This window comes from Undibacterium sp. KW1, assembly GCF_009937955.1.
Classification (GTDB): Bacteria; Pseudomonadota; Gammaproteobacteria; order Burkholderiales; family Burkholderiaceae_D; genus Undibacterium.
The window spans coordinates 2,847,348-2,873,607 of the sequence record NZ_AP018439.1 but is presented as its reverse complement, the minus strand read 5'-3'; the positions used below and the strand labels follow the sequence as shown (position 1 = coordinate 2,873,607).

Here is a 26,260-nt window from a genome sequence, read left to right as displayed (position 1 = left end):
GTTTTTTTTCAGGTTCGTATTTTCAAACTATTTCTCATGACTTCACATGCAAAGTGCAGGATGGTTTTCATTAGCCTGATATGGACAGTATTCATGTCTGTCCCTGGTTTATCGTTTGCCCAGCCTGTTTTTAATAATCCATTAGTCAAGAATCGGGCAGATCCACAAATATTTTTGCATACAGATGGCTATTATTACTTTACCGCCACAGCACCAGAATATGATCGCATCGAATTGAGGCGTGCACGCAGCATCAATGAACTTGCCATGGCAGATGCCAAAGTCATCTGGCGCAAACACGCTAGCGGCCCCATGAGTCATCACATCTGGGCTCCGGAATTACATTTCATTGATGGGAAGTGGTATGTGTATTTCACAGCTGGCAGGGCTGACGCGATCTGGGATATACGACTGTATGTACTGGAAAGCAGTGCGGCCAATCCTGTTGACGGCGAGTGGCTGGAGCGGGGACAGATCAAGACCGGTTGGGAATCATTTTCACTGGACGCAACCACGTTTTCTCATGCTGGCCAACGTTACCTGGTGTGGACGCAGCGTGATCCTGCGTCGGATAAAAAGAATACCAATATCTATCTGGCGAAGATGGATACGCCTTTGTCTATTGCAGGGCCAGCGACTTTATTGTCGCGCCCCGATTATGAATGGGAGAAACGTAAATATGAAGTCAATGAAGCGCCGGCAGTATTGATCAGAGATGGGCGTATATTCATCACCTATTCAGCCAGCGCCACCGATGAAAACTATTGTATGGGTTTATTGACGGCACCGGCAAACGCAAATTTGCTTGATGCAAAGGTATGGAGCAAATCTTCTCAGCCGGTATTCAAGAGCAATGCTGCAAGTAATCAGTATGGTCCCGGACACAATTCCTTCACGACCACGGCAGATGGTAAAACAGATGTACTGGTTTATCACGCCCGTGATTATCGGGACATCAAGGGTAATGCACTAAATGACCCGAACAGACATACCTGTGCTCAGACATTCAGCTGGAACGCTGACGGAACACCAGATTTTGGACAACCTGGTGCACCCATGATTAATCAGGGCAAACTGGCTGCCAGGCCCTTGTTCAGAGATCCCATCATGGATGGAGCTGCAGATCCTGTGCTGGTGCGCAATACCGCATTGGGTAAATGGTGGATGTTTTACACCAACCGACGGGCGAATGCTAATGATGTCCCTGGTGTCGCATGGGTGCATGGAACACGTATAGGCATAGCTGAATCAGATGATAATGGTGCCAACTGGCACTACTTGGGCGAAGCCGACATAGAGTTGCCGCCATCCATGGGCGGGCTTGAGTCTACTCATTGGGCGCCCGAGATCATCCGGGCTGATGATGGCAGCTATCATATGTTCCTGACGGTGGTACCCGGTATCTTTAATGACTGGAAACATCCTCGCTACATGGTACATCTGCGTAGCCAGGATTTACGTCACTGGCGCAATGCCAGGGTATTGCAGCTTGCTTCTGACAGGGTGATTGATGCTACGGTACTGCGTTTGCCTGAAGGCGGATATCGCATGTGGTACAACAATGAAGTGGACAAAAAATCTATTTACTATGCTGACAGTGTTGATCTTGAAAAATGGATAGACAAAGGCAAGGCCGTTGGCGATCAAAGTGGGGAAGGGCCCAAGGTTTTTCGCTGGAAAGAGCAATGGTGGATGATTACTGATGTGTGGCGTGGGCTGGCTGTATATCGTTCAGATGACTTACTGAGCTGGAAGCGCCAGGTGGGTGGTAATCTGCTTGAAATACCAGGGCATGGCGAAGATGATGGCGTCATCGGCGGGCATCCCGATGTTGTCGTCAACGGTGACAGGGCATTTTTATTTTATTTCACCCATCCTGGAAAACGTGGTGCCGACCAGAAAAAAGATGGCAAGGAACAGCGACGCAGTTCCTTGCAGGTCGTTGAGTTATTACTGACTGAGCAGGGATTGCAGGTTGACCGTGATGCACCTGCTTATGTCCGTTTATCAAATGATTAGCGGCTGAAGAACGCAAAATGGGAACCAGGTAACAGGTTCCCATTGATGAATTTCTGGATCGATTCTGACTTATCTGGACGTCACCAATTCGTGCCACTTCGCCTTGTAAGTGAGTAATCCGGGCAGTTCCAGTTTGCTCACGGCACCAGCTTGTGAATCCAGGTCAGGCAATTTTTCCCAGTGATGCAACATCCAGGCCCCGTAAGTGGTACCACTGGTGTCATTTGACAGCTCGATGTTTTGCTGCTGCCGTAAGCTAGCCAGCAATGCTGCCAGATAGGGATTGTTGGTGAAACTTCCCTCAATAATGATATCGCCTTCTGACCCCAGTTTTTCCAGGCAATAATCTGTCATGAGTACGCAATACAGAGTGGCGAGAGCATATCTTTCCTGCATGTTTTCTGGTGCCTGCCCTGATATTTTGGCCAATTGTCCAGAAAACGGGCCACCTGATTCGGCAAAGCAGGGCAAGGCAAAGGTATTTTGGCTGATTAGTTTGCTGATATCGGATGGCGTACAAGTCACTGGCTCCTGGCCTGCCAGAATGGCAAATTCCCGCCCGCCCATAAAGCGCATGCAGGAAACTGCTTCACCAAGCACATTGGTATTGGCCAGCATATCCGCATGTTCGTCCAGCCTTTCCTGATCTGCGCCCAAGGCGGCAGCGATCGTCCAGGTGCCGGTCGATAGAACTGTACGGTGCTTGTTACCCGCATCTTTCAGATGACGTAACAGAGATGCATTGCTGTCATGCACACCGCATATTATTTGGCAATCTGCTGGCAAACCGGTTTCCCTTGCTAATGTGGGATGTATCGTTGCCAGCCTGGTCCAGGCTTTTTGCATGCGAGGGAAAAGGGAAGCCCATCCCTTTTTCTCCACCAAAGAAGAGTATTTCTGCTGCCCGGTGTCCCACAAGTCTGTATGACAACCTAGTGAACTGACTTCAGTTGCTGCAACACCGGACAAGCGCCATGCCCAGTACTGTGGATACATCAGTATATGTGAGGCTTTGGCAAATTCCTGTGGGTAGTTGTTTTGCAGCCAGGCCAGTTGACGACCCAGATTGAGGCCTGCTGGCAAATCAGGAGAATAGCTTTGCTGGTATGGCGGCCGTAGCGGCTGATATTGATGATTATCCTGCTCAGGCAATTCTGACTCATAGTCCAGAACTGGTAGCACCAAACCTTTGTCATTCACCAGCGCAGCAGTCGCACCATGGGTCACTGGGATGATTGCTGACACATTGGCAATCTGGGAAAATTCACCGAATATCTGCAGCATCCACGACCATATCCTCTCGGTATCATGATGTGGATAGACGCCGTCCTGGACGATGTTATTGGCGCAGCGTTGCTCGGCCAAAGTATTTGCCTGCGCATCGAGCAGGCTGAGCTTTACATTGGTCTTGCCTATGTCAAGGACGATACTGGCATTCTGCTTCATTTGCTTTTTATTTTCTTTGTTTCTTAAGATTCATCAGACGGGGCAGGGCAATCGTGACTAGCAGCAGGATGCCGACGATGATGGTCATGATAATGCCGGGGATGTTTGCCAATGCCATGCCATAGTTGACGATACCTAATGTCAATACAGCCAGGAACACGCCGATAATGGTTCCTGCGCCACCCGCGATGCTGACACCACCCAAGATCACCATGGTAATGATTTCCAGCTCCCATCCTGTAGCAATATTCGGGCGAGTACTGCCGATGCGTCCCGTCAGGAAAAACGCTGCGAGGCCAGCCATGGCGCCGGTCAGTGTAAACAGCATGAAGCGGTATTTATCGACAGCCACACCAGAAAATCTGGCCGCAACAGGGTTGTTGCCAATCGCATAGATGCGGCGTCCCCAACTGGTTGCATGCAGCAGAATCGCGAACAGTACAACAAAGAACAACAGGACGATGAATTGTCGGGGAATAAGATCAAAGAAATAGCCCTGGCCCCAGTCGATTAATAATTGCGGATAAGAAGTAAATGCCTGGTCGCCAAGAACCACGCTGGCCAGACCGCGAAACAGTGACACACTGCCTATCGTCACGACGATGGAAGGCAGGGCAAAGCGCGTCACCAGCAAGCCATTCAAACTGCCGCAGGCAGCACCGGTAAATATGGCGATGAACAATAAAGTGTAAGCAGGGAAACCATGTGAATTCGCCAGACCCATGGCAACTGAACACAATGCCAATATCCCGGACACAGAAATATCGATCTCGCGGCAGATGATCAGCAAGGCCATGGGCAAGGCGATCAGTGCTTTTTCACTGAAGTTGAACGTGCCATCAGCCAAATTGTGCAAATCAAAAAAATTCGGCAACACCAGGCTGTTGACAATGAAGGCTGCGACAAACAGTATGGCCAGCAGAGTTTCCCAATGCGAGAAGATTTTTTTTAACTGAAAATCTTCCCGGTCGCGTATGGTGTAGCGTGAGCTGTTATTTGAGGGTGTCATGGTAGTCGTGTTCACGTACTGCTCCTGATTGCATTTTTTTGCAGCAGTTGCAAAGGCAAAATCTGGCGGCTGCTTTTTTTATTGCTACGGGCATTGATCATGACGGCGGTAAGTATCACAACGCCGGTCAGTGCGCTTTGCCAGAAGGGCGAAATTTTCATGATGGGCAGGGCGTTGTTGATGACTGCCAGGAACAGTGAGCCCAGTACTGCACCAGATACTGTACCCGCACCACCGGCGATATTGATACCACCAATGACGCAGGCTGCAATCACGGTAAATTCAAAGCCATAGGCAATTTCCGTATAGGCCACTGCGTAACGTGCCACCCACAGGTAACCACATAAGCCAGCCATCAATCCTGACAAGCCATACGTCCAGAACAGGCGGCGCGGGGTAGGGATGCCTATATAGTTGGCAGCATTTGGTTGATTGCCAATGGCATACAAGTCCCTGCCAAAATGCGTATAGCGGGCGAGGTACCACATCACAGCAATAACGATGACGGCAATCCAGACCAGGTGCGTAATTCCCAGTAACTGACTGAGTGGAAAGGCGATGAAGGCGGCAGGCATCTGGTGTGACGATACCCAGGCACCACCAGACAATACAAACACCAGGCCGCGATAGACGCTCATGGTGCCCAGCGTTACGACGATAGGCGGCAGACCCAAGTAACCGATCAGGTAGCCATTGATCAATCCCAGGCCAAGGCCTATGACGATTGCCACCAAGATAATCAGTAGTAGAGGCAGATCAGGAAATTTCGAAGCCAGCAAGGCAGACATCATGCCTGATAGCGCCAAATTGGATGCCACTGATAAATCGATGCCACGTGTAATGATGACAAACATCTGGGTCACCGCCAGCATGATCAACAGCGTGCTGTCGGTCATCAAGTTGGACAGACTTGATACACTGAGAAAAACAGGCGCACGTAGCCCAACAAGGACTATCAGAGAAGCGATCATCAATCCCAGCAGAACTTCCCTCTGCTGCAAATACTTCAAACGGTTCATGCTATTTCCTCTGCCATTTCCCTTGCTATCTCCACTATTGATGCATCACTGCCAGACGCCGCAGCAACTACGCTCTCTGGCGTGGCATGTGCTCTGTCAAATATTTTTTTGATATGTCCCTGATGCATGACGATAACGCGGTCAGACATGCCCAGTACTTCCGGTAATTCGGATGACACCAGTATCACTGACAATCCCGTTGAAACCAGTTCGCTGATGAAACGGTGCACCGCAGCCTTGGAACCGATATCGATACCCTTGGTTGGCTCGTCCAGGATGATGACTTTGGGTTTGGTTGCCAGCCACTTGCCCAGGATGACTTTTTGCTGGTTGCCACCAGATAGCTCGGCGATCAGTTGCGTCAAATGACTAGCCTTGAGTTCTAGTTGTTCGCTGTAGTGTCTTGAAATTGCTGCTTCTTCGCTGCGTCGCCTGCCGAGCAGGAAGCCTATGCGATCCAGGATAGGCAAGGTGATATTTTGCTGCACCGACATGGTCAGATGGCCACCTTGATGTTGCCGGTCTTCCGGAACATAAGCTATGCCAAGGGATATCGCATCTTTGGCTGATTTAATGGCCAATACCTTGCCTTCCAGGCTTACGCTGCCAGTGACGCCACTGCTGAGTCCAAACAGGGCTTGCATGACTTCTGAACGGCCCGCACCCACCAGACCATAAAACCCCAGAATCTCACCTTTGCGCAAAGAAAAATTGACCTTGTCAAACTCGGTAGGGTGACAAAAATCTTTTACCTCAAGCAAGGTGTCGCCTATGACCACAGCTTGCTTGGGGAAGGTTTGATGAATGGAGCGACCTACCATGAGAGACACCAGATCCGGTTCAGAGATATCAGCCAGTGCACCTTCAGCAACAAAATGACCGTCCCGTAAGACGGTGTATCGATCGGCAACAGCATAGATTTCATCAAACTTGTGTGAGATGAAAATCACTGCGGTACCAGCAGCGCGTAATTGCCTGATGATGCGGTACAGCTCTTGAATTTCCCGTTGTGACAGCGATGCGGTCGGCTCATCCATGATGACCACGCGTGCATCTTGCGACAGGGCGCGGGCAATTTCGACAAAGTGGCGCTGTGCCACACTCAAGTCCTTGACCTTGGCTCGTACCGGCAGCGACACTTCCAGCCTTGCAAACAGTCTTTCAGACTGAGCTTCCATCAATGCCCAATCTACCCGTGCCGGAAAGCCGCACATGGGCTGGCGGCCTATGAAAATATTTTCTGCCACCGTCAATTCGTCAAACATGACGGTTTCCTGATGAACAGCAGTAACACCTGCCAGCATGGCATCTTGTGGATTGGCGAAGCGAACTTGCTTGCCCGCGATATGTATACTGCCGCTGTCCGGCTGATAAATGCCAGTCAGTGTTTTTACCAAAGTGGATTTGCCAGCGCCGTTTTCACCTATCAGCGCCATGACCTCACCTGCACGCACATTGAGTGCAACTTCGTGTAATGCAATGATGCCTTGAAAGCGTTTGCAAATACCGGTCAATGTCAGAATAGGTGCCGCAGGTGAACCATCCGGGGCGATGGGAAACGGGTTGTGCTCGTTCGTCATTAAGGTCATTAATATAAGGCAAGGCAATAATAGAAAAGAAGTCAGTTGCCTGCGTAAAAAACTGGCAAGCACAAGCATGTGCTGCTGGCATAAATTTTCACATGCAACTGGTTCTATTTCCAGACAGCCCGTTGAAGTGCATCACGGGCCGGTACTGAACAAGTGTCTTTACTTAAAATATCTTGGAGAATTGTTCTACGTTCTCTTTGTTGTAAGTGAAGGGTGGGGCCATTGCTGCATCACCGTTGGCATCAATCTTGATCGTACCCATGCGGCCTATGGTAAAGCTGCCACCTGCCTTGGCATCTGGATTGCCTTTGATAAATTCATTGGCGATATAAGTCGCAGCGTAACCAAGGTCAATGGGATTCCAGATGGCGAATTCCTTAACGGCACCGCTTTTGACGTGTCCCGCCATTTCTGATGGCAAGCCCAGTCCGGTAACGAATACCTTGCCGACCAGTTTTTCATCGACCACGGCCTTGCTGGCAGCGTTGATGCCAACAGTGGAAGGGGAAATAATCACTTTTAGATTTGGATTGCTGCGCAACAGGCCTATCGCTTCGCGGTAACTTTTATCGGACTGGTCATCACCATACACAGTTGCCACCAGTTTAAGGCCGGCAAACTCAGGTTTTTCCAGGCCTTTTTTCATGACATTAATCCAGATGTTCTGGTTGGTCGCCTGGGCAGATGCAGACAGGATGGCGATTTCACCTTTGCCACCAGTCGCATTGGATGCCATTTCCAACTGCTTGATCCCTATCAATTCAGCATTGGATGGATTGAGCTGCATCAACCGGCCTTCTGGTGCTATCCCGCTATCGAAAGAGATGACCTTGATGCCGCGTTGCATGGCTTTTTTGGTGATAGGAACCAGCGCATGGGCATCATTTGCTGAGATGGCGATGGCATTGACCTTTTGACTGATCAGCGAGTTGATGATTTCTATCTGGCCTTCAGCACTTGGGGTGGTTGGGCCTGTATAAATGATTTCTACATTACCAATTTGCTTGGCCGCCTCTTTGGCACCTTCGTGTGCAGCGTCAAAAAAACCATTGCCCAGATTTTTAACCACGATGGCAATTTTTATTTTGTCTGATTTCTGTTCGCAACCCTGCATGGCACCCAGCATGCTCAATGCAATTGCTGCCAGTATCACTTTTCTTCTTTTCATCAAACTGTCTCCGTCTGGAACATGCTTGCAGACTCAGTGTCATAAGCATTTGTAAATTTATTTAATATGTCTTTTGCTGGCAATTCTTCCGGTGCTACGGTAATGACCTTGACGCCAGACTGCTCAAGCAACTGTACGGCAGAGTCAGACGCGTAATGATCAGTGATGAGGCAAGATACGCGATTCAAGCCACATAGGATGAGACCAGCTTTTTTGGCGAATTTGGAGCTGTCTGCCAGAACGATCAATTCTTCAGCCTGGCTGATCAAGCGTTTTTCAGCCTGTATCAAGAGCGGATCTACTTCCATCAGACCCAGCAATGACAAACCATAAACACTCATGAACATTTTTCCAGCGTAATGATGCTGAGTGATGTCGTTGTCAAAAGGGCTGAGGATGACATTCTGTTCGCGATACACGCGCCCGCCAGGAACGATGATTTCATTTTCACTGGAGACCAGCAGGCGCTCTGCCATCATGAAAGAATTTGTCAGTATCTTGAGCTTCTTATCGACCAGGAACTCAGCCATCATGAAGGTCGTCGTACCGCCATTGATGATGATGGTTTCACCGTCATTGCACATGTTTGCCGCATAGCGTGCGATTGCCCGTTTTCTGTCGGCATAACATTTGATATTGTTCTGGAAGGTCTCGCTGGTGAGCGCAATTGATCGTTTTACCTGCTGCAGGTTTTCTGCGCCACCACGCGTACGGGTAAGCAGATTACGGGCTGCAAGCCAACTGATATCGCGCCTGACAGTAGCGGGGGATGCGCTGAGCCATGTTACCAGTTGCTGAACGCTTGCTGAATTATGCTCGGCGAGCAGCTTCAGCAAACGCTTACGGCGTTTGTGATTTACCATTTTTGTCTCCGTCTGTTGCCGTCTATTATCTTTATTGCGGCATGCTACCAGTCATTATTTCGTAGTAATTTGCTGGCGTATAGCGAGACTAATCACTTAAAAATCGCGCGTCAATCATAAATTGATCAAATAGCTGATTATTTTCCTATGCATTAATCTGGCTATGAAAATTTCAATCATCATGCTGACTATTGTGACTTCGATCAGCTTCTTGATTACTTCTGTATTGACACTCAAAGCTGGCTGTTTTCTACTGACTGCCACTGCCAAAACGGACAAAATGCTTCACATGAGCAAGTGATGTGATTGATCCGCTCAGCTCTTGATCACTCAAGGCTTCAGGCTAAAGAATTTGTCATAAAAACACTAATTAATCACGGAGAATGTATGACCTCAACGATGCAAACCGAGCAGAAGAAGCCTATTACTTCACTTTGGGACGATGCATACGCAGCTGGCCTGACTGAGCCAGAATTATTGCTGTATCGCTCAAATCTGCTCGGCTCTGATATGCGCATTACCAACTTTGGTGGTGGCAATACCTCTGCCAAGGTGATGATGCCGGATTACCTGACTGGCGAGCAGGTAGAAGTACTGTGGGTTAAAGGTTCTGGCGGTGATCTGGGAAGCATCAAGATGGATGGTTTCTCAACGCTGTACATGGATAAACTGCACTCACTGAAAGGCCGCTATCGTGGTCTGGCGCTGGAAGATGAAATGGTGGCTTATTTGCCACATTGCACCTTCAACCTGAACCCACGCGCTGCCAGTATTGATACTCCACTGCATGCGTATATCAATCGCAAGCATGTTGACCACATGCATCCTGATTCAGTCATCGCTATTGCGGCCTGTGCCAATAGCAAGGATTTGACGCAAAAAATATTCGAAGGTGAGCTGGGCTGGTTGCCATGGCAGCGCCCTGGCTATGATCTGGGCTTGAAACTGGAAGCGGTCTCCCAAGCGCAGCCGAATCTGAAAGGCATCATCCTTGAAGGTCATGGTCTGTTCACCTGGGGTGATACTGCCAAGTCTTGCTATGAAACCACGCTGGCAATCATCCAGCGTGCCGAATCATGGCTGGAAGAAAATAGCCGTAAGCCAGCATTTGGCGGTGCCAAATACAGCGCGCTGCCAGCCGCAGAGCGTGCCAGCCTGGTTGCCCGCCTGATGCCGGTGCTACGCGGTAAAATCAGTAAAACAGAATTCAAGCTTGGTCATTTTGATGACAGCACAACTGTGCTGGATTTTGTCTGCAGCAAAGACTTGCAGGCATTGGCAGCGCTGGGTACATCTTGCCCTGATCACTTCCTGCGTACTAAGATTCGCCCGTTTGTGATTGACTTTGATCCTTCCAATCCTAACTTTGATCAACTTTTGAGCGGCCTGGATGAGGGCCTGAATCAATATCGCGCAGATTATGTCGCTTACTATGAGCGTTGCAAGCACGAAAATAGCCCGGCAGTGCGTGATGCCAACCCGATTATTTACCTGATCCCTGGCATAGGCATGCTGTCGTTTGCCAAAGACAAGGCAACTGCGAGGATCGCTGGCGAATTTTATGTGAATGCCATCAATGTCATGCGCGGTGCGAATGGTGTTGACAGCTATGTAGGTTTGCCAGAGCAGGAAGCCTTTGATATCGAATACTGGTTGCTGGAAGAAGCCAAACTGCAACGCATGCCAAAGCCAAAAAGCCTGGCTGGTCGCATCGCACTGGTGACTGGTGCTGCTGGTGGCATCGGTCAGGCAGTGGCACGCCAGTTGTTGCAGGAGGGCGCTTGTGTCATGTTGACAGACATCGATGGCGAGGCATTGAGCCAGGCACATCAGGTCTTGTCCAAAGTGGCAGGTAAAGACAACGTAGCCATCGTCAGTGCCAATATCACCCGTGAAAGCGATGTCGAAGCCATACTGAGCGAAACTTCCCTGCGATTTGGTGGTATCGATTTGCTGATCTCGAATGCAGGAATTGCATCTTCAGCACCGCTGGATGAAACGACACTGGAAATCTGGGAGCGTAATCAGGACATCCTGGTCAAGGGTTACTTCCTGGTCAGTCGCAGCGCATTCCGTATCATGAAGCAGCAGCAAATCGGTGGCAGCATGGTGTTTGTGGCCAGTAAGAACGGCCTGGTTGCTTCTGCTGGTGCATCTGCGTATTGCACGGCAAAAGCGGCCGAAATCCACCTGGCACGTTGTATCGCCCTTGAAGGTGCGGCACACGGCATACGCGTCAATGTAGTCAATCCAGATGCCGTGATCCGTGGTTCCCGTATCTGGGATGGCAAATGGAAAGAAGAGCGTGCTGTCTCGAATAAAATCGATGCAGATGATATCGAAGAATTTTATCGTCAGCGCAGTATGTTAAAACTCAGCGTATTGCCGGAAGATATCGCAGAAGCAGTGTATTTCCTGGCCAGTGACAAATCTGCCAAGAGTACAGGTAACATCATCAACGTAGATGCGGGCAATGCCGCTGCATTCACGCGCTAAAATATAAAAATTAGATTGACCTGAATTAGATATCTGATCAGGTCAGCAATGAGACGGAGACATAAGATGGATAAAGTAATTGACCACGGCCAGGTGGCAGAACATAACGCCAAACTGCAACAGAATCTGGATGCCGACTATGCTGCCCTGGGCAGCATCCTGGCCAGACGCGGACAGGATATCGAACAACTGACAGCCAAAGCCCAGACCTTTGCCGTAGCCTTGCCAAGCTGGGGTGTTGGTACCGGTGGTACCCGCTTTGCACGCTTCCCAGGCAAGGGCGAGCCACGCGATGTTATGGAAAAACTGGAAGACTGTGCTGTCATACATCAACTGACACAGGCTACACCTACCGTGTCCCTGCATTTTCCTTGGGATAAAAGCAGTGATCCGGCAGCCATGCGTGAATTTGCCAGCAAACATGGCCTGGGATTTGACACTGTCAATTCAAACACTTTCCAGGATCAGGCCAATCAGGAACAGACCTATAAATTCGGCAGCCTGACAGCCAATGCCAAAGCCGTGCGCGAGCAAGCGGTAGCACACAATATCGAATGTATAAAATTGGGTCGTGCACTGGGTTCCAAAGGTTTGACCGTATGGGTGGGCGATGGCGCCAATTTCCCGGGCCAGCATAATTTGCGTGGTGCGCTCGAACGTTATCTGGACAGCATGCGCGACATCTACAAGGCACTGCCAGCAGACTGGCTGATGTACATCGAGCACAAACTGTTTGAGCCAGCATTCTATGCCACCACGATTGCTGACTGGGGTACCAGTTACGCCTGTGCTACCGAATTGGGCCCCAAGGCAAAATGCCTGGTTGATCTTGGTCACCATGCGCCAAATACCAACATAGAAATGATTGTTGCCCGCCTCGCGCAATTCGGCAAACTGGGTGGTTTCCATTTCAATGACAGCAAATATGGTGATGACGATCTGGATTCCGGCAGTATCAATCCTTTCCAGCTGTTCCTGATCTTCAATGAACTGGCCGATGTAGCACAGCGTGACGGTGACGCCTTCAAACCATCTTACATGCTGGATCAGTCACACAATGTGACCGATCCTATAGAAAGTCTGATGTCCAGTGCTATCGAGGTACAACGTTCTTTTGTACAGTCTGCACTGGTAGACCGCAAGGCATTGAGCGCATATCAGGAAAACAATGATGTGCTGCTGGCAGCACAAACACTGAAACAGGCGTTCCGCACTGATGTCAGTCCTATCCTGGCTATGGCACGCGCCCGTTCCGGTGCGGCTATTGATCCGGTTGCCTGCTATCGTGCAACTGGCTATCGTGAAAAACAGGCTACACTCCGTCCACCAAAGGCTGGCGCCAGCGGTAGCGGTATTGTCTGATTCAACTCCCTCTGAAGCATATTTTCTGTTGCGCATTTTTGCGTAATGGTGATCTGCTTCAGGGGGATTTTTTCATAGCCATGTCCCCGGATGGAATAGACTTAGCAATAAGCTGATGTCCATTCAGGATAGACGCCTGTTCTCTATTTGTCTGGATTATCATTTTCTATGACCAAGTCTACCTTGCCTGCATTTGCGCTTAACAAATTGCGCACCTGTGTCCTGCTTTCTCTTGCCATGCTATGTGCTGCACCAACAATGGCACAAACCAGGGCAACAGGGAATTCCCCATCTGTGAAAGAAGTCGTCAAAGCCTTTGCCACGCCGCCCGATGACGCACGTCCCATGGTGCGCTGGTGGTGGTTTGGACCATCCGTGGAAAAGAAGCAACTGGAACGCGAAATACTGGACATGAAGGCAGGTGGTTTTGGTGGTTTTGAGATTCAGGCCGTTTACCCCATGGAACTGGATGACGCGGCCAAAGGTACATACAATTATCCGTATTTGTCGAAGCAATTTCTTGAACATGTAAGTTTTGCCAATGACAAGGCACGTGCCAACAAACTCAGAGTTGATATTACGCTGGGCAGCGGCTGGCCATACGGCGGCCCACATGTCACTGTAGCTGATGCTGCCGGTCGTTTGCGGGTAGCCGTGATTGAGCTGCCAGCCGGTAATGAGAGTTTTGCCTTGCCAGCCATCATGAATGGTGAGAAATTATTGGCCAGCTTCGTGGCCGATGGTACGCCCAAACAGTTGGATAGCAGCAAATTGCAATTATTTGAACCACAGCTACTGGCAAGTAAAAGTGGCCGGGCGGGCGTCAAGGCTGCAGCCGCTGACCGCGTAGTGGTGTGCTATATCGCCAGCCGTACCGGTCAGCAGGTTAAACGTGCCGCTTTAGGGGCAGAAGGTTTTGTACTTGACCATCTGAGTCGCAATGCCATTGATCATCACCTGAAAACCGTGGCGGAACCACTGTTGAAGGCTTTTGGAAAAAATCCGCCTTACGCCGTATTTTCTGACAGCCTGGAAGCCTATGGTACCGACTGGACAGATGATTTCCTGGCCGAATTTCAGCGTCGTCGTGGCTATGACCTGAAACCACACCTGCCAAAAATCGAATCTGGCATTGGTGCAGATGCTGCCGCCATACGGCGTGACTGGGCATTTACCCAAACCGAACTGGCAAACGAACGTTATCTGGTGCCCGTAAATCAATGGGCAAAAGCGCATGGCACCCGTTTCCGCTCCCAAACCTATGGTGAACCGGCTGTGACCATGTCCAGTAATAAACTGGTCGATTTGCCTGAAGGCGAGGGCTATCAATTCCGCCAGTTTTCATTTACACGCTGGGCAACTTCGGCAGGTCATCTGTATGACCGTCCCGTCATTTCTGCTGAAACCTGGACCTGGCTGCATTCACCTGCATTCAGCGCGACACCGCTGGATATGAAAGTCGAAGCTGACCGCATGCTGTTGCAAGGCGTTAATCAGTTCGTTGGCCATGGCTGGCCGTATACTCCACCAGGCACGCTGGAACCTGGCTATGCATTCTATGCAGCAGCGGTATTCAATACCCATCTGCCATGGTGGAATGTCATGCCGGACATTAACGGCTATCTGCAAAGAATGAGTTACCTGATGCGCCAGGGGAAACCGGCAAATCAGGTTGCCGTATTCCTGCCTGTGGATGACGTCTACGCGACCCTGCCTTTGGGCAAGGTGTCTGTGTCGGCAGAAATGGGCAAATATGTGACGCCGGAGTTAAGCGCGCAGGTACTTGATGCCGGGCATAACATTGATTACGTTGATGCTGAATCCGTCATGGAGCTGGGCATCAATTATCCCGTTTTGATTTTGCCGCATGTGAACCGGCTGTCACCGGCAGTGATTGCCAAATTGAATGATTATGTGCGAGCCGGTGGCAAAATCATTGCGGTTGGCAGCAAACCATCACTGGCACCAGGCTACCTGAATGCAGCGCGCATCAGTGCAGAAGTGCAGACTGCATCAGATGCCCTGTTTGCCAATCAGGACAAGGTCAGCCTGGTCAGCGGCGACAGTGCCGTGGGTGCCGCTTTGAAGGCTGCAGTTCCCGCAGACATGGAGTTGAGTGCTGAAAAAGAAAACATAGGTTTCATCCGTCGACAACTGACTGATTCTGATGTCTATTTCATCGCCAATACCAGCAATCGTGATGTGACCGCGAATGCCGCCTTCCGCAGCAAGTACAAAACAGCTTACTGGTGGAATCCGTATGACGGCAAGATCAGCAATGCCGATGTCAAGCCGACTCTGCGTCTGGCACCTTATGAATCACGGGTGCTGGTACTGACCGATACACCGCAGAATGCAGCGCCGGAACCAAAACTGGCAGATGCCACCACCGTTGTCGATTTAAGCCGTGACTGGAAAGTGCAGTTCAGCGAAAAATCACAGGTGGTCAACATGTCCAGTCTGCGTTCATGGACTGAAGATGAGGCAACGCGCTATTTTTCTGGTATCGCAAGCTATACCAAAGACCTGGAATTGAGCGCAGCACAATTAAAGGACAGCAGGCTGACACTGGATTTCGGTCCGGGGACGCCACTTGAGGTCACACCCAAAGTGCCCAGCGGCATGCGTGCCATGCTTGACAGCCCGGTACGGGAAGCTGCGGTCGTTTTCGTCAATGGTCAGCGTGCCGGTTCGGTATGGAAACCACCGTATCAACTGGATATCAGCAAATTGCTGCGTGCGGGTAATAACCGTCTTGAAATACAGGTCGCCAACCTGGGATTGAATGCGCTGGCCGGCCATGCCTTGCCAGATTATCGCCTGCTGTCTGCCAGGTATGGACAACGATTCGTCCCACAAGATACACATCTGATACAGGCTCAACCTGCCGGCATTCTTGGACCGGTCAAATTGATAGGCGCGAAGCTGCAATGAAGTCCTTGGCCCGGCGCTGGTTGCGCGATACAAGCATGGTATTTGTCTTGCCAACGCTCTTACATCTGTTGGTTGCCGCAGTATTGATGTTCTTGTTGATGTTGTCGTCACTGACTGCAGTTGCGAAAGAGATCAGTGTCGAAACCTATGGTGCCAAAGGTGATGGCAAGACGCTCAACACCCAAGCCATACAGAGCGCCATTGATGCTGCTGCCAAAGAGGGCGGTACGTTGACTTTTCCGGCGGGCACCTACCTGACCGGTGCCCTGTTCCTTAAAACAGGTGTGACGCTGCGTCTGGATAAGGGCGTGACCTTGCTGGGCTCACAAAACATACGGGATTATCCTGTCATGCCTACCCGGGTTGCTGGCATAGAGATGAGCTGGCCAGCAGCGCTGATCAATGTGTATGAACAAACCAAGGTTGCCGTTACCGGTGAAGGTGTGATTGACGGTGACGGCAAGGTATTCTGGGAAAGTTACTGGAACCTGCGCAAGGCCTATGAACCACGTGGCCTGAGATGGGCATCGGACTATGATGCTGGTCGCCCTCGATTGTTGCAAGTCTATAAGGCATCCGACGTGCGTGTGGGCGATGGCTTGCTATTGCGTCGCTCAGGTTTCTGGACTTTGCATATCTGTTACTCGAGCAAAGTGGTTGTAGATCATCTCACCATCCGTAATAACGAAGGCGGACATGGCCCATCCACTGACGGCATAGACATCGATTCATCCAAAGACATTCTGGTACAGCATGCAGATATTGCCGTCAATGATGATGCAATCGTCTTGAAAGCCGGGCGCGACTCTGACGGCTTGCGGGTCAATCGTCCAACAGAAGATGTGATCATACGCGACATCATTGTGCGTGAAGCAGTAGCTGGATTAAGTTTCGGTAGTGAGACTTCAGGTGGATTCCGCCGTATTGAAGCATATCGCTTCACGGTCATGAAAGATGTACCAGTAGGCATATTGTTCAAGTCGGCACATACACGTGGTGGTTTTGGCGAAGACCTGAATATTCATGACTTTGTCCTCAATGACGTGCCAGTGGTATTGCGCGTGATCATGAACTGGAATCCGCAATACAGCTATGCCAAGATTCCTGATGATGTGAAGGATGTACCGGCTTACTGGAAAGTACTGGTCACGCCGGTACCAGAAAAAGACGGTATATCCAGACTGCGCCGTGTCAATATCTCCGGCATCAAGGCACGTGGCGCAAAAACCGCCTTTGAAATTGAAGGATATGCGCAAGCTCCGCTTGAGGATTTTAAGCTCAGTAAACTCGATATTGAAGCAAACACCGGTGGTTTTATCCGTTACGTAAAACGCTGGGAAATGTCGGATTCCAGACTGGTTTTTGAGGATGGCAAACCGGTAAATATTTCCGCAGATTCTGAGGTATCCGGGCTGACCGTCAATGGCTTCGGACCTGCAAAATAAGAATGAAGTAAACAACAATAAAATGAAGGAGAGCACTTTGAAATTTCAAAAAAAATACCTGATGCTTGCCAGCCTGGGTTTTGTCGGCAGCATGTTGCCAGCCCTGGCCTGGACGCAGAACTATCCGCTTCCTACACCAGCCATGCAAGCGATCATCGACAAGGATACTTCACGTCATTTTGGTGATGCACCTGCTGATGGCGGGCCTCTGGCAACCGATCTGTCTGCAGAGCTGGAACCAGCGGTGATAGAAAAAGTCTTGCGCAAGGTGGCGGATTGGCAGTTGGCCCGTTCACAGGCACACTTCGGGCGTATCTGGACATCCAGCGTGATGTACACCGGCTTCATGGCAGCGTCGGAAGCCACAAACGACAGCAAATACAAAGACGCCATGCTGGCCATGAGCCAGCAACATCAATGGCAACTGGCGAAACGTTTGCCGAATGCGGATGACCAGAGTGTGGCGCAGACTTATCTGGATTTGTATTTCATCAACAAGCAGCCTGAATTCATCGCCCCAACCAAAGGCGACCTCGATACCCTGATTGATCTGAAGACTCTTAAACCAGGTGACGATCGTCTGCCATGGTGGTGGTGTGATGCCTTGTTCATGGCACCGCCGGTATGGGCGAAAATGTATGTGGCAACAGGTGAGCGTAAATACCTGGATTATGTCCATACCCAATGGAAAAACACTTACGATCTGCTGTACGACAAACAAGAGCACCTGTATGCCCGTGACGTCAGCTATATCAACAAGACTGAACCCAATGGCAAGAAAATTTTCTGGTCACGCGGCGAAGGTTGGGTCATGGGTGGTATAGCCAGGACACTGGACTATATCCCCAAGGATGATCCACAACGTCCATTCTACATACAGCAGTTACGTGAAATGTCAGCCCGCATAGCGCAGTTGCAGGATGAAAACGGCCTGTGGCATGCCGGTTTGCTGGACCCCGCTACGTACCCCTTGCCTGAAATCTCTGGCTCAGCCCTGTTTGTATATGGCATGGCTTATGGCATCAATCGCGGCATTCTCGACCCCAAGGAATACCAGCCAGTAATCGCCAGGGCATGGAAGGGTATCCTGAAGCATGTCTATGCAGATGGAAGGTTGGGCGGCATACAGCAGACCGGTGCCGAACCAGCCTTTTACAGGCCCGCATCCAGCTTTGATTATGGTGTCGGTGGCTTCATGCTGGCCGCTGCCGAATTGAAAAAGATGGTCACAGTCAAACCAGCGAAATAACAGCAGGAGAGCCATTCATGATAACGCGTGCTTTCCGGATGAAACTGAAACCAGGCAATGTAGAGGAATATCACCGCCGCCACGATAATTTGTGGTCAGATCTGGCAGATGCATTGCGCGCTGCCGGTATCTATGATTATTCCATTTTTCTGGATGAAGAGACTTTGCATCTGTTTGGCGTACTCAAATTGCATCCTGATCACCAGATCGATGACTTGCCCAAACATCCTGTCATGCAACGGTGGTGGGATTATATGGCAGACCTGATGGAAGTCGAGGCGGATAACCGTCCCAAACAATTGGCATTGAAACCTGTGTTTTATTTCGAGTAAATAAAAAATCGCCAGCCCATAATCTGATATGGGCTGGCGATTTTGATATGTGTTTTTCAGTTTATTTTACTGCTTATTTCCCTTGTGACTGACTGTCGGCTTGCAGTATTTTTCTGTCCCTTAGCCATTCTTCGGCACGATGAGGCCAATCGGATGCATTGCCGTTACCAAGCCGCATAGCCATGCCATGTGTACCGCGTTCAAACAAGAGCATTTCCGCCGGTACGCCAGCTTTGGTCAGTGCCTGATAAAACAGGATGCTGTTTTCGACCGGAACGGTTTTATCATTCTGGGTATGGATCAACAGAGTAGGGGGTGTCGTGCCGCTCACCTGTTTTTCCAACGACATCAGTTGCATGGATTCTGCACTGGGTGATGCACCCAAAAGGGCTTTGCGGGATCCTGCATGTACCGATGGGTCTTGCATGGTAATCACGGGATACATCAGTATCATGAAGTCAGGGCGTCCATTGACGCCGTCAAGTGCGGCACCAGTGCGGCCCAAAGGGTGATCGAACAGGGTGCCAGCGCTGGCTGCCAGATGGCCGCCAGCAGAACTGCCCATGACACCTATGCGTTTGGGGTCTATGCCATATTGCGCAGCGCCGGAACGTACCAGGCGAATGGCGCGCAAGACATCTTGCAGGGGAGCCGGATGGCCAAATTCTGCCAGGCGGGATTTCAGCACAAAGCTGCTGACACCCAGGGTACTGAGCCAGTGCGCATATTGCTCACCTTCGCGCAGGGTAGACAGACGTACATAGCCGCCGCCGGGGCAAATGATCACGACGCTGCCATTTTTTCTGTCGACAGCGGCGGGATAAAAAGTCAGGTTCGGTTCGCTGACATTCGACGTGCGGCCATCAGCCACTTGTTCTGGCCCTATGTTTTTCGCGCCCGGTACGCCTTCTGGCCACAAGCTGATGGCACTGGATTGTGCATGAGAAGAAATGGCCGACAAGGCCAGTAACAAAGTGAAAAAAAGTCGTTTCATGGCAGTAAATGAAGTATGTTATAAAAAAATCCGGCTATCCTGTGTAAAGCGGTTTTGAATCAATGCAAAAAATATCGATTCCATTTGAGAAAGAACATCATGCGTCAACTTTCCCGTTTTTTGAAGCCTTTCCAATTGTCAGTATTGTCTGTTGGATCCATTCTGTCTGTCATGGCCGTTCCTGTTGCCAATGCGGATGAACTGTTCAATGGTCGTGATTTCAAGGGTTGGGAAATTCAAACTACACCGGCAAGCAAGATTGAAGAAGCCTTCAGTATCACAGCGGATGGTGTGATTGCTTCTGCTGGCAAACCTTCGGGTTACATCGCTACGACGGAAAGCTATAAAAATTTTGCGCTGCATGCCGAATGGCGCTGGACCGCTGCACCTGGTAATGGTGGCGTGTTGATACACATCAGTTCTGGTCCCAAAGACAAAGTCTGGCCACTGAGTCTGCAAATCCAGACCAAGTACAAAAATGTTGGCGACCTGCTGCCCATGGCCGGTGCCAGCTTTGCCGAATCCCTGACAACGGCCGAGGGGGCGTATCCTCCAATCAAAGCAAAACAGGCCGATAGCGAAAAACCCGTTGGCGAATGGAATAGCTGCGACATTCTTGCCAAAGACGGAGCGGTTGAAGTCAGGATCAACGGCGTAGTGCAAAACAAAATAAGCAAATCAAACCCAGATTCTGGTCACATCGGTTTTCAGCTTGAAGGCACCGCGTATGAATTGCGCAATGTACGCATTCAAAAACTCGATTGATGCTACCAAGTCAAGCCATGTGGGTAACATGACCTTGATAATCAATCAATTAGGCACAGGGATAATACAGATATTCAGTGTCCGGTTATCTGCAGACAGCATGGCCGACTGGATTTCTATCTTTTTCCCATCCGGGCTAAAGGTAGGGTGAGGGTGGTCTGCCGCTGTATCCTTGTGCCCGGTGCTGAGCAGACTCATCTTGCCGTTTAAGCGGTCTATCAGATAGATGCTGCGGCTGAAATCATCGCCGACCGCCCAGCGGCCATCGCTTGATCCATGCACATGCCATAAGCCGCTGCCTGATGGTGTTTGTCCTGCGATACGTATTTCACGTGTACGCAAATTCACAATGGCAAGGCCACTGGGTTTTTCGCGTGTGCCGGCATTGCCCCAACCCGTATCTTGCCCCGGATTGGCACCTTCAACGGCAGTGCCCTTGTTGGCACTATTATTTGTTCCGCCTATATTGCGATGTCCCATGATCGCCATCGCCACTTCATCTTTTGAAATGACGGCTTCGTGGGTCACCCATTCATAATCAGCTTCAGGATACAACGGGCGCAAGCCACTGCCGTCTGCCATTACCACCCAGGTGCGCTGAGGTGATTTGCCACCAGTCTCCCAGCAAAAAATGATTTCGCCCGGATTCCACAGGTTAGCCTGGATATGACCGATCTGGAAGGGTACTGAAACAACGTGGCGTATTTCACCCGTCTTTACATGCATTTTTGCAATGCCGCCAGGGCCGGCACCCATGTTTCTGGGGCCGAAGCTTTTTTCTATGCGTGTATTTTTAGCAAGGTATTTCGCGGCTTCCTGCGGTGTCTCGCGGAAGTATATCCATTCGTCGGCAGCATCCAGCGCCAGGTCGGCAGCTTGTCCGACTTCAGCAGGTACTACGCCGCATATGCGCTGGTAGCTTTCTGCTGGCTTCATCTTGCCAGCTTTGCTGTCTGCAAATACAGCAGCAAGATCAACCTCCACCAGTTCAAGTGATGTAGCCTGGCGTGGTTGGACAGATTTTCCTTCGCGTGGAGACTTATCCTTACTACGCATGAAATACAGTTTCATGGCACGGGTCGATACATTCAGCATGCCGGTATAGCCGCCTTCAGATACCTGTACGATATCCCCGGTTTGTTCATTGACGGCCATCGCTTCACCTTTTGCGATACCTGAGCGAAAGATCACCCATTGCCCATCGAAAGTCCATTGTGGATGGGTAGGATAGATTTTTGAATCACCATGCGGCTGGCTGGTCAGAAAGGTCAGCATGATCCCAGTAACCGGGTCTTTGACCACTTTGCGTTCACTGGGGAAACGATGCCCTATTTGCGCAAAGGCTGATGTGGACAAAAGGCAGAACAGGCACAGGAAAAGATTCAGAAAAAGACTGGGCATGCGAGCAGGCAAGATACGAACAGATAAGCGCTTCATGGAATTTTGATATGTGTGAGAGTAATCGGTTAAATCCCGGATGCGAATTTTCTCAATACGCTTGAGTGGAATGGCATCAGTGCCGCCTATTGTGCTTGGTTTTCAGGCAGTTTTTTCATAATTTGCACTGCACAATCAATAGTGATCATTTTTTTGATTCTTTAAGCAAGTCTTGCAGTCAGTTACAAGCTCTCGAATAAAATGAAATCATGTGTCGAGGCTGTTGATTTCCCCATATGCACTCACGTGTATGATGACCTTCAGTCTTTCGCTACCCGACGATACTTAACCATTATTCCTGTCATCCATTTATGAATACCAGTATGTCTGCGGTACGCCGCCTGATCTGTGTAAGTGTGCTGGGCTGGACTTGTTCCGCCCTGGCGCAAACTACGCCGCCGCCAGCGGTGAATACCGACCCCAATGCGGCAGCGCGTATTGTGTTACCCGAACCGGCGAATCCGCAATTGCCTTCAGTATTTTTTATCGGTGATTCAACCGTGCGCAATGGCCGGGATGATGGCCAAAACAAAGGCGCAGAAGGGCAGTGGGGCTGGGGTAATCCTATTAAGGCCTATTTTCAGGCGGATAAAATCAATGTCGTTAACCGTGCCATCGGCGGTCTAAGCAGCCGTACTTATCTGACTGGTGGGCACTGGCAAAGAAGCCTTGCATTGATGAAGCCAGGTGACTTTGTCATCATGCAATTCGGTCACAATGACAACGGACCGCTTAACGACACCAGCCGTGCGCGTGGAACCATCAAAGGCATAGGTGAAGAGGTCGAGGGTATCGATAATCTGCTGACCAAATTGCCAGAAACAGTACATAGCTACGGCTGGTATTTGCGCAAATTTATTGACGAGGCCCGAGCTAAAGGCGTGCAGGCCATCGTATGCTCTCCCATACCCCGCAAGAACTGGGATGCAAATGGAAAAATCAATCGCAGCAAAGCCAGTTATGGTGGTTGGGCTGAACAGGTGGCGAAACAGGAAAAAGCGGATTTCATCGATCTGAATGAAAACATTGCCGCTGCCTACGATGCCATGGGCAAGGATGAGGTGATGAAAATGTTCCCTGTAGTGACACCAGATGAACATACACACACCAATCTGGCTGGTGCAGAATTCAATGCACGTGTTGTCGTGGCGGGTATCAAGACTTTGCAGTATGCCCAATTGAAAAACTATTTGAATGATAAGTCAGTCGATCTTAAATTGCCTGCTGCATCACCAAAATAGTCATTTATAAAATGATACTCATGCTTCATGTTCGAACAAACCTGCGACCGGTTTGCACGGCTATTTCAACTCTCTTTGTCATGACCCTGGCTGTACCTGCAGCTGCACAGTCTCTAGAGGCTACTTGCAGCCAGTGGGGCAAGCCTGGTAAATTAATTTACCAGGATGATTTCGATACCGATCTGAGGCAATGGCAGGTAGAGTCTGCCGACACAAAAAATTCCGATATCAGTGTTGCCAATCACCAGCTTTTGATCGATGCAGCGAAAGGTGCAACGGTGTGGTTCAAACAAAAATTATCTGGCGATATTTTGATCAGGTATACGCGCAGGGTCGTCATGGAGCAGGGACGCAATGACCGGCTGTCTGACCTGAATCAATTCTGGATGGCGACCGACCCGCGTGATCAAAACATCTTTATCCGCAAGGGCGTTTTTGAACAATACAATGATTTACGTCTGTATTACTCAGGCATAGGCGGCAACACCAATACCACGACCAGGTTTCGCAAATACCAGGGCAATGGTGAACGTACCCTGCTGACCGAGTTGAATGAACGCGATACCTTATTGCAGGCAAACCGGGACTACTTCATAGAAACTGCGGTGTACCAAGGCTGCACGCGCGTTGTGGTCGATGGCAAAGTGTTCTTTTCATACAAGGACAAAGATGCACTGAAGGATGGCTACTTTGGGTTCCGCACGACACAATCCCGGCAACAAATACGTGACTTCAAGGTTTACCAGTTGGAATGAATACCCACAAGATTTATTTATAGAGCAAAAAAAGATGATAAAGATGAGACAGAAAAACCAATCCGGCCTACGTTCAACATTCAAATTATTGGCCATCGCAGGCATCAGCTGCATGCTGCCATTCAGCATGAACACAGTAGCTGCCGCCGGTAAAATAAATAGCGCAAACAACGCAGCCAAGCCCGTCAATGACGTCACCGCGCCCCTGCATTTGATGCAACCTGATTACCCAACGCCGTATGGGCAACCGACAGCAGAAGACGTCAAGAAAGTGCTGTACCGCGTACATGCCTATCTGGACAATGTTACGCCTGCCAAAATTATTGATGGCAAAACAAAAAAGCAGATTACTGATTTTTCCCAGATCAATGACGATACGATACTGGCCCCGGGCGATTATCGCCTGACCAGCTACGAATGGGGTGTCACCTACGCAGGCATGCTGCTGGCCGGCAGTGCCACGGGTGATAAACGTTTCAGCAATTACGCCAGTGAACGCCTTGGATTGCTGGCTGATCTGGCACCGCATTACATTGCCCGTCTGAAGGCTAATCCGAAAAGTCCTTCACCTATCCGTTCATTGTTGCAGCCCCATGCACTGGATGATGCAGGTGCCATGTGTGCCGCCATGATCAAAGCTACCAGGGAAGGTGTGTCCAATAAACTGTCCAGCCTGATTGATATTTGCAGCAGCTACGTCAGCACCAAAGAGTTCCGTCTGCCGGATGGTACCCTGGCCCGCAACCGTCCGCAACCGAATACCTTGTGGCTGGATGATCTGTTCATGAGCGTACCAGCCCTGGCACAAATGGGTAAATTAACGGGCGACAGCAAGTATTATGACGATGCTGTGAAGCAGGTCAAACTGTTCTCTGACCGCATGTTCAACAAAGAAAAAGGCGTGTATATGCATGGCTGGGTGCAGGATATGGGTGTGCATCCGCAATTCCACTGGGCCAGGGCTAATGGCTGGGCCGTCATGACCATGGTTGAATTGCTGGATGTCCTGCCACCAGATCATCCTGGATATGCCGACGTATTGGCGCAATTGCAGGCCCATGTTAAAGGTCTGGCGTCCTATCAACATGGCACAGGCTTCTGGCACCAACTGCTGGACCGCAATGACAGTTACCTGGAAACATCTGCCACTGCCATCTACACCTATGCCATGGCACACGCCATCAATCGCGGCTTTATCGATAAACGTGCTTACGCACCAGTAGTCATGCTGGCATGGAATGCGGTAGCCAGCAAAGTGACACAAAAAGGCCAGGTGGAAGGTACTTGTGTCGGTACTGGTATGGGCTTTGACCCGGCGTTTTATTACTATCGCCCGGTGAATGTATTTGCCGCGCATAGCTACGGCCCAGTATTGCTGGCCGGTGCAGAGGTCATCAACCTGATGAAGACCAATACCTTTGAAATCAATGATAGTTCATTGCAGGTCAAACTAGCGAGGCCATGAATAAACCATGAATAAGCCTTGATTTAGTGATCTTCGAGGCTAGCCTGGAATAAATTGGTATCGACAATGCCTCATAAATAAATAAGGTAATCCCCCGGCTCTGCCGGGGGACTCCTCAAGGTTTGACCTATACGGCGGTCGGTTTGAAACTTCTATCTCTACCAAAAGAAGGAGTTTCAAGATGAAAGAGTATCAAAGTTTGAGTCATACGAGGTGGAATTGTAAGTACCATATAGTGTTCATTCCGAAATGCCGAAAGAAGTTGATCTATGGGGCATTGAGAAAGCATCTTGGGGAAATATTTCGGGAGTTGGCCAAGCAAAGGGAATGCAGCGTAGTTGAAGGTCACTTAATGATTGACCATGTTCATATGTGTTTGAGCGTTCCGCCAAAGTATTCAGTGGCAAACGTTGTGGGATTCATGAAAGGCAAGAGTGCAATTTCGATAGCCAGACACTTTGGTGGGAGGCAAAGGAATTTCACAGGAGAAGTATTTTGGGCAAGAGGTTACTTTGTCTCAACGGTGGGACTAGATGAAGAAGTGGTTCGAGCTTACATCCGAAATCAAGAGCAGGAAGATGAGCGTTACGACCAAATGAAATTGGGACTGTAGCCGCCTTTAGGCGGTTCAAGGGTTACCAGCGCCTTTGAGGCGCCCCAGCAATAAACCTC

At 50.0% G+C, this 26,260-nt stretch carries 20 protein-coding genes; 12 read left to right on the top strand and 8 right to left on the bottom strand.

The annotated features are described in order from the left end of the window. Positions 1–93 precede the first annotated feature (93 nt). Positions 94–2,019 carry a family 43 glycosylhydrolase gene (locus tag UNDKW_RS31155; RefSeq protein ID WP_197893146.1) on the top strand — a complete coding sequence of 642 codons (1,926 nt, stop codon included), beginning with the start codon at positions 94–96 and terminating at the stop codon, positions 2,017–2,019. 69 nt (positions 2,020–2,088) lie between these two features. Here the strand turns inward: UNDKW_RS31155 and UNDKW_RS12970 are convergent, their stop codons facing one another. The 6 genes from UNDKW_RS12970 to UNDKW_RS12945 all read right to left on the bottom strand — a co-directional run bounded on the left by UNDKW_RS12970 (position 2,089) and on the right by UNDKW_RS12945 (position 9,113). Beyond that, on the bottom strand, positions 2,089–3,465 hold the full coding sequence (locus UNDKW_RS12970) for an FGGY-family carbohydrate kinase (protein ID WP_162059024.1): 1,377 nt from the start codon (positions 3,463–3,465) through the stop codon (positions 2,089–2,091). A gap of 7 nt (positions 3,466–3,472) precedes the next feature. Then, positions 3,473–4,489, bottom strand: a complete 1,017-nt coding sequence (locus UNDKW_RS12965) for an ABC transporter permease (protein WP_232063371.1) — start codon at positions 4,487–4,489, stop codon at positions 3,473–3,475. Further along, positions 4,486–5,493: an ABC transporter permease gene (locus tag UNDKW_RS12960; protein ID WP_162059023.1), complete on the bottom strand. Its 1,008-nt coding sequence runs from the start codon at positions 5,491–5,493 to the stop codon at positions 4,486–4,488. The genes UNDKW_RS12965 and UNDKW_RS12960 overlap by 4 nt, the downstream gene beginning before the upstream one ends. Continuing rightward, positions 5,490–7,073: a sugar ABC transporter ATP-binding protein gene (locus UNDKW_RS12955; RefSeq protein WP_162059022.1), complete on the bottom strand. Its 1,584-nt coding sequence runs from the start codon at positions 7,071–7,073 to the stop codon at positions 5,490–5,492. Before UNDKW_RS12955 ends, UNDKW_RS12960 begins: the two co-directional genes overlap by 4 nt. A 172-nt stretch (positions 7,074–7,245) precedes the next feature. Continuing rightward, positions 7,246–8,250 carry a rhamnose ABC transporter substrate-binding protein gene (rhaS, locus tag UNDKW_RS12950; protein ID WP_162059021.1) on the bottom strand — a complete coding sequence of 335 codons (1,005 nt, stop codon included), beginning with the start codon at positions 8,248–8,250 and terminating at the stop codon, positions 7,246–7,248. Then, complete coding sequence (locus UNDKW_RS12945; RefSeq protein WP_162059020.1) at positions 8,250–9,113, bottom strand: DeoR/GlpR family DNA-binding transcription regulator; 864 nt, start codon at positions 9,111–9,113, stop codon at positions 8,250–8,252. The genes rhaS and UNDKW_RS12945 overlap by 1 nt, the downstream gene beginning before the upstream one ends. Before the next feature lie 387 nt (positions 9,114–9,500). Between UNDKW_RS12945 and UNDKW_RS12940 the strand changes: the two genes are divergently transcribed. The 6 genes from UNDKW_RS12940 (at position 9,501) to UNDKW_RS12915 (ending at position 18,931) form a co-directional block, all read left to right on the top strand. After that, positions 9,501–11,609 carry a bifunctional rhamnulose-1-phosphate aldolase/short-chain dehydrogenase gene (locus UNDKW_RS12940; protein ID WP_174247589.1) on the top strand — a complete coding sequence of 703 codons (2,109 nt, stop codon included), beginning with the start codon at positions 9,501–9,503 and terminating at the stop codon, positions 11,607–11,609. A 66-nt stretch (positions 11,610–11,675) separates the two neighbouring features. Next, positions 11,676–12,971: an L-rhamnose catabolism isomerase gene (gene rhaI, locus UNDKW_RS12935; RefSeq protein WP_162059019.1), complete on the top strand. Its 1,296-nt coding sequence runs from the start codon at positions 11,676–11,678 to the stop codon at positions 12,969–12,971. Between the two features lie 168 nt (positions 12,972–13,139). Beyond that, entirely contained in the window at positions 13,140–15,905 is a 2,766-nt protein-coding gene (locus UNDKW_RS12930) for a glycosyl hydrolase (protein WP_174247588.1), read from the top strand. Beyond that, on the top strand, positions 15,902–17,350 hold the full coding sequence (locus tag UNDKW_RS12925; RefSeq protein WP_232063370.1) for a glycoside hydrolase family 28 protein: 1,449 nt from the start codon (positions 15,902–15,904) through the stop codon (positions 17,348–17,350). The genes UNDKW_RS12930 and UNDKW_RS12925 overlap by 4 nt, the downstream gene beginning before the upstream one ends. A 37-nt stretch (positions 17,351–17,387) precedes the next feature. Continuing rightward, a complete protein-coding gene (locus UNDKW_RS12920) occupies positions 17,388–18,599 on the top strand; it encodes a glycoside hydrolase family 105 protein (protein WP_232063369.1) in 1,212 nt (403 codons plus the stop codon). Positions 18,600–18,616: 17 nt separating this feature from the next. Then, positions 18,617–18,931 carry an L-rhamnose mutarotase gene (locus UNDKW_RS12915; RefSeq protein ID WP_162059018.1) on the top strand — a complete coding sequence of 105 codons (315 nt, stop codon included), beginning with the start codon at positions 18,617–18,619 and terminating at the stop codon, positions 18,929–18,931. A gap of 73 nt (positions 18,932–19,004) precedes the next feature. Here UNDKW_RS12915 and UNDKW_RS12910 read toward each other — a convergent pair whose 3' ends face one another. Continuing rightward, a complete protein-coding gene (locus tag UNDKW_RS12910; RefSeq protein WP_162059017.1) occupies positions 19,005–19,925 on the bottom strand; it encodes an alpha/beta hydrolase in 921 nt (306 codons plus the stop codon). Positions 19,926–20,024: 99 nt separating this feature from the next. On the opposite strand from UNDKW_RS12910, the gene UNDKW_RS12905 reads away from it, so the two are divergent. After that, on the top strand, positions 20,025–20,690 hold the full coding sequence (locus UNDKW_RS12905; protein WP_162059016.1) for a DUF1080 domain-containing protein: 666 nt from the start codon (positions 20,025–20,027) through the stop codon (positions 20,688–20,690). 45 nt (positions 20,691–20,735) lie between these two features. Here UNDKW_RS12905 and UNDKW_RS12900 read toward each other — a convergent pair whose 3' ends face one another. After that, complete coding sequence (locus tag UNDKW_RS12900; protein WP_232063368.1) at positions 20,736–22,127, bottom strand: hypothetical protein; 1,392 nt, start codon at positions 22,125–22,127, stop codon at positions 20,736–20,738. Positions 22,128–22,450: 323 nt separating this feature from the next. On the opposite strand from UNDKW_RS12900, the gene UNDKW_RS12895 reads away from it, so the two are divergent. The 4 genes from UNDKW_RS12895 (at position 22,451) to tnpA (ending at position 26,201) form a co-directional block, all read left to right on the top strand. Next, complete coding sequence (locus UNDKW_RS12895) at positions 22,451–23,368, top strand: rhamnogalacturonan acetylesterase (protein WP_232063367.1); 918 nt, start codon at positions 22,451–22,453, stop codon at positions 23,366–23,368. 80 nt (positions 23,369–23,448) lie between these two features. Continuing rightward, on the top strand, positions 23,449–24,123 hold the full coding sequence (locus UNDKW_RS12890) for a DUF6250 domain-containing protein (RefSeq protein ID WP_162059014.1): 675 nt from the start codon (positions 23,449–23,451) through the stop codon (positions 24,121–24,123). A gap of 127 nt (positions 24,124–24,250) precedes the next feature. Further along, positions 24,251–25,588 carry a glycoside hydrolase family 105 protein gene (locus tag UNDKW_RS12885; protein ID WP_162059013.1) on the top strand — a complete coding sequence of 446 codons (1,338 nt, stop codon included), beginning with the start codon at positions 24,251–24,253 and terminating at the stop codon, positions 25,586–25,588. Between the two features lie 181 nt (positions 25,589–25,769). Next, positions 25,770–26,201: an IS200/IS605 family transposase gene (gene tnpA / locus UNDKW_RS12880; protein WP_162059012.1), complete on the top strand. Its 432-nt coding sequence runs from the start codon at positions 25,770–25,772 to the stop codon at positions 26,199–26,201. Positions 26,202–26,260: the final 59 nt, after the last annotated feature.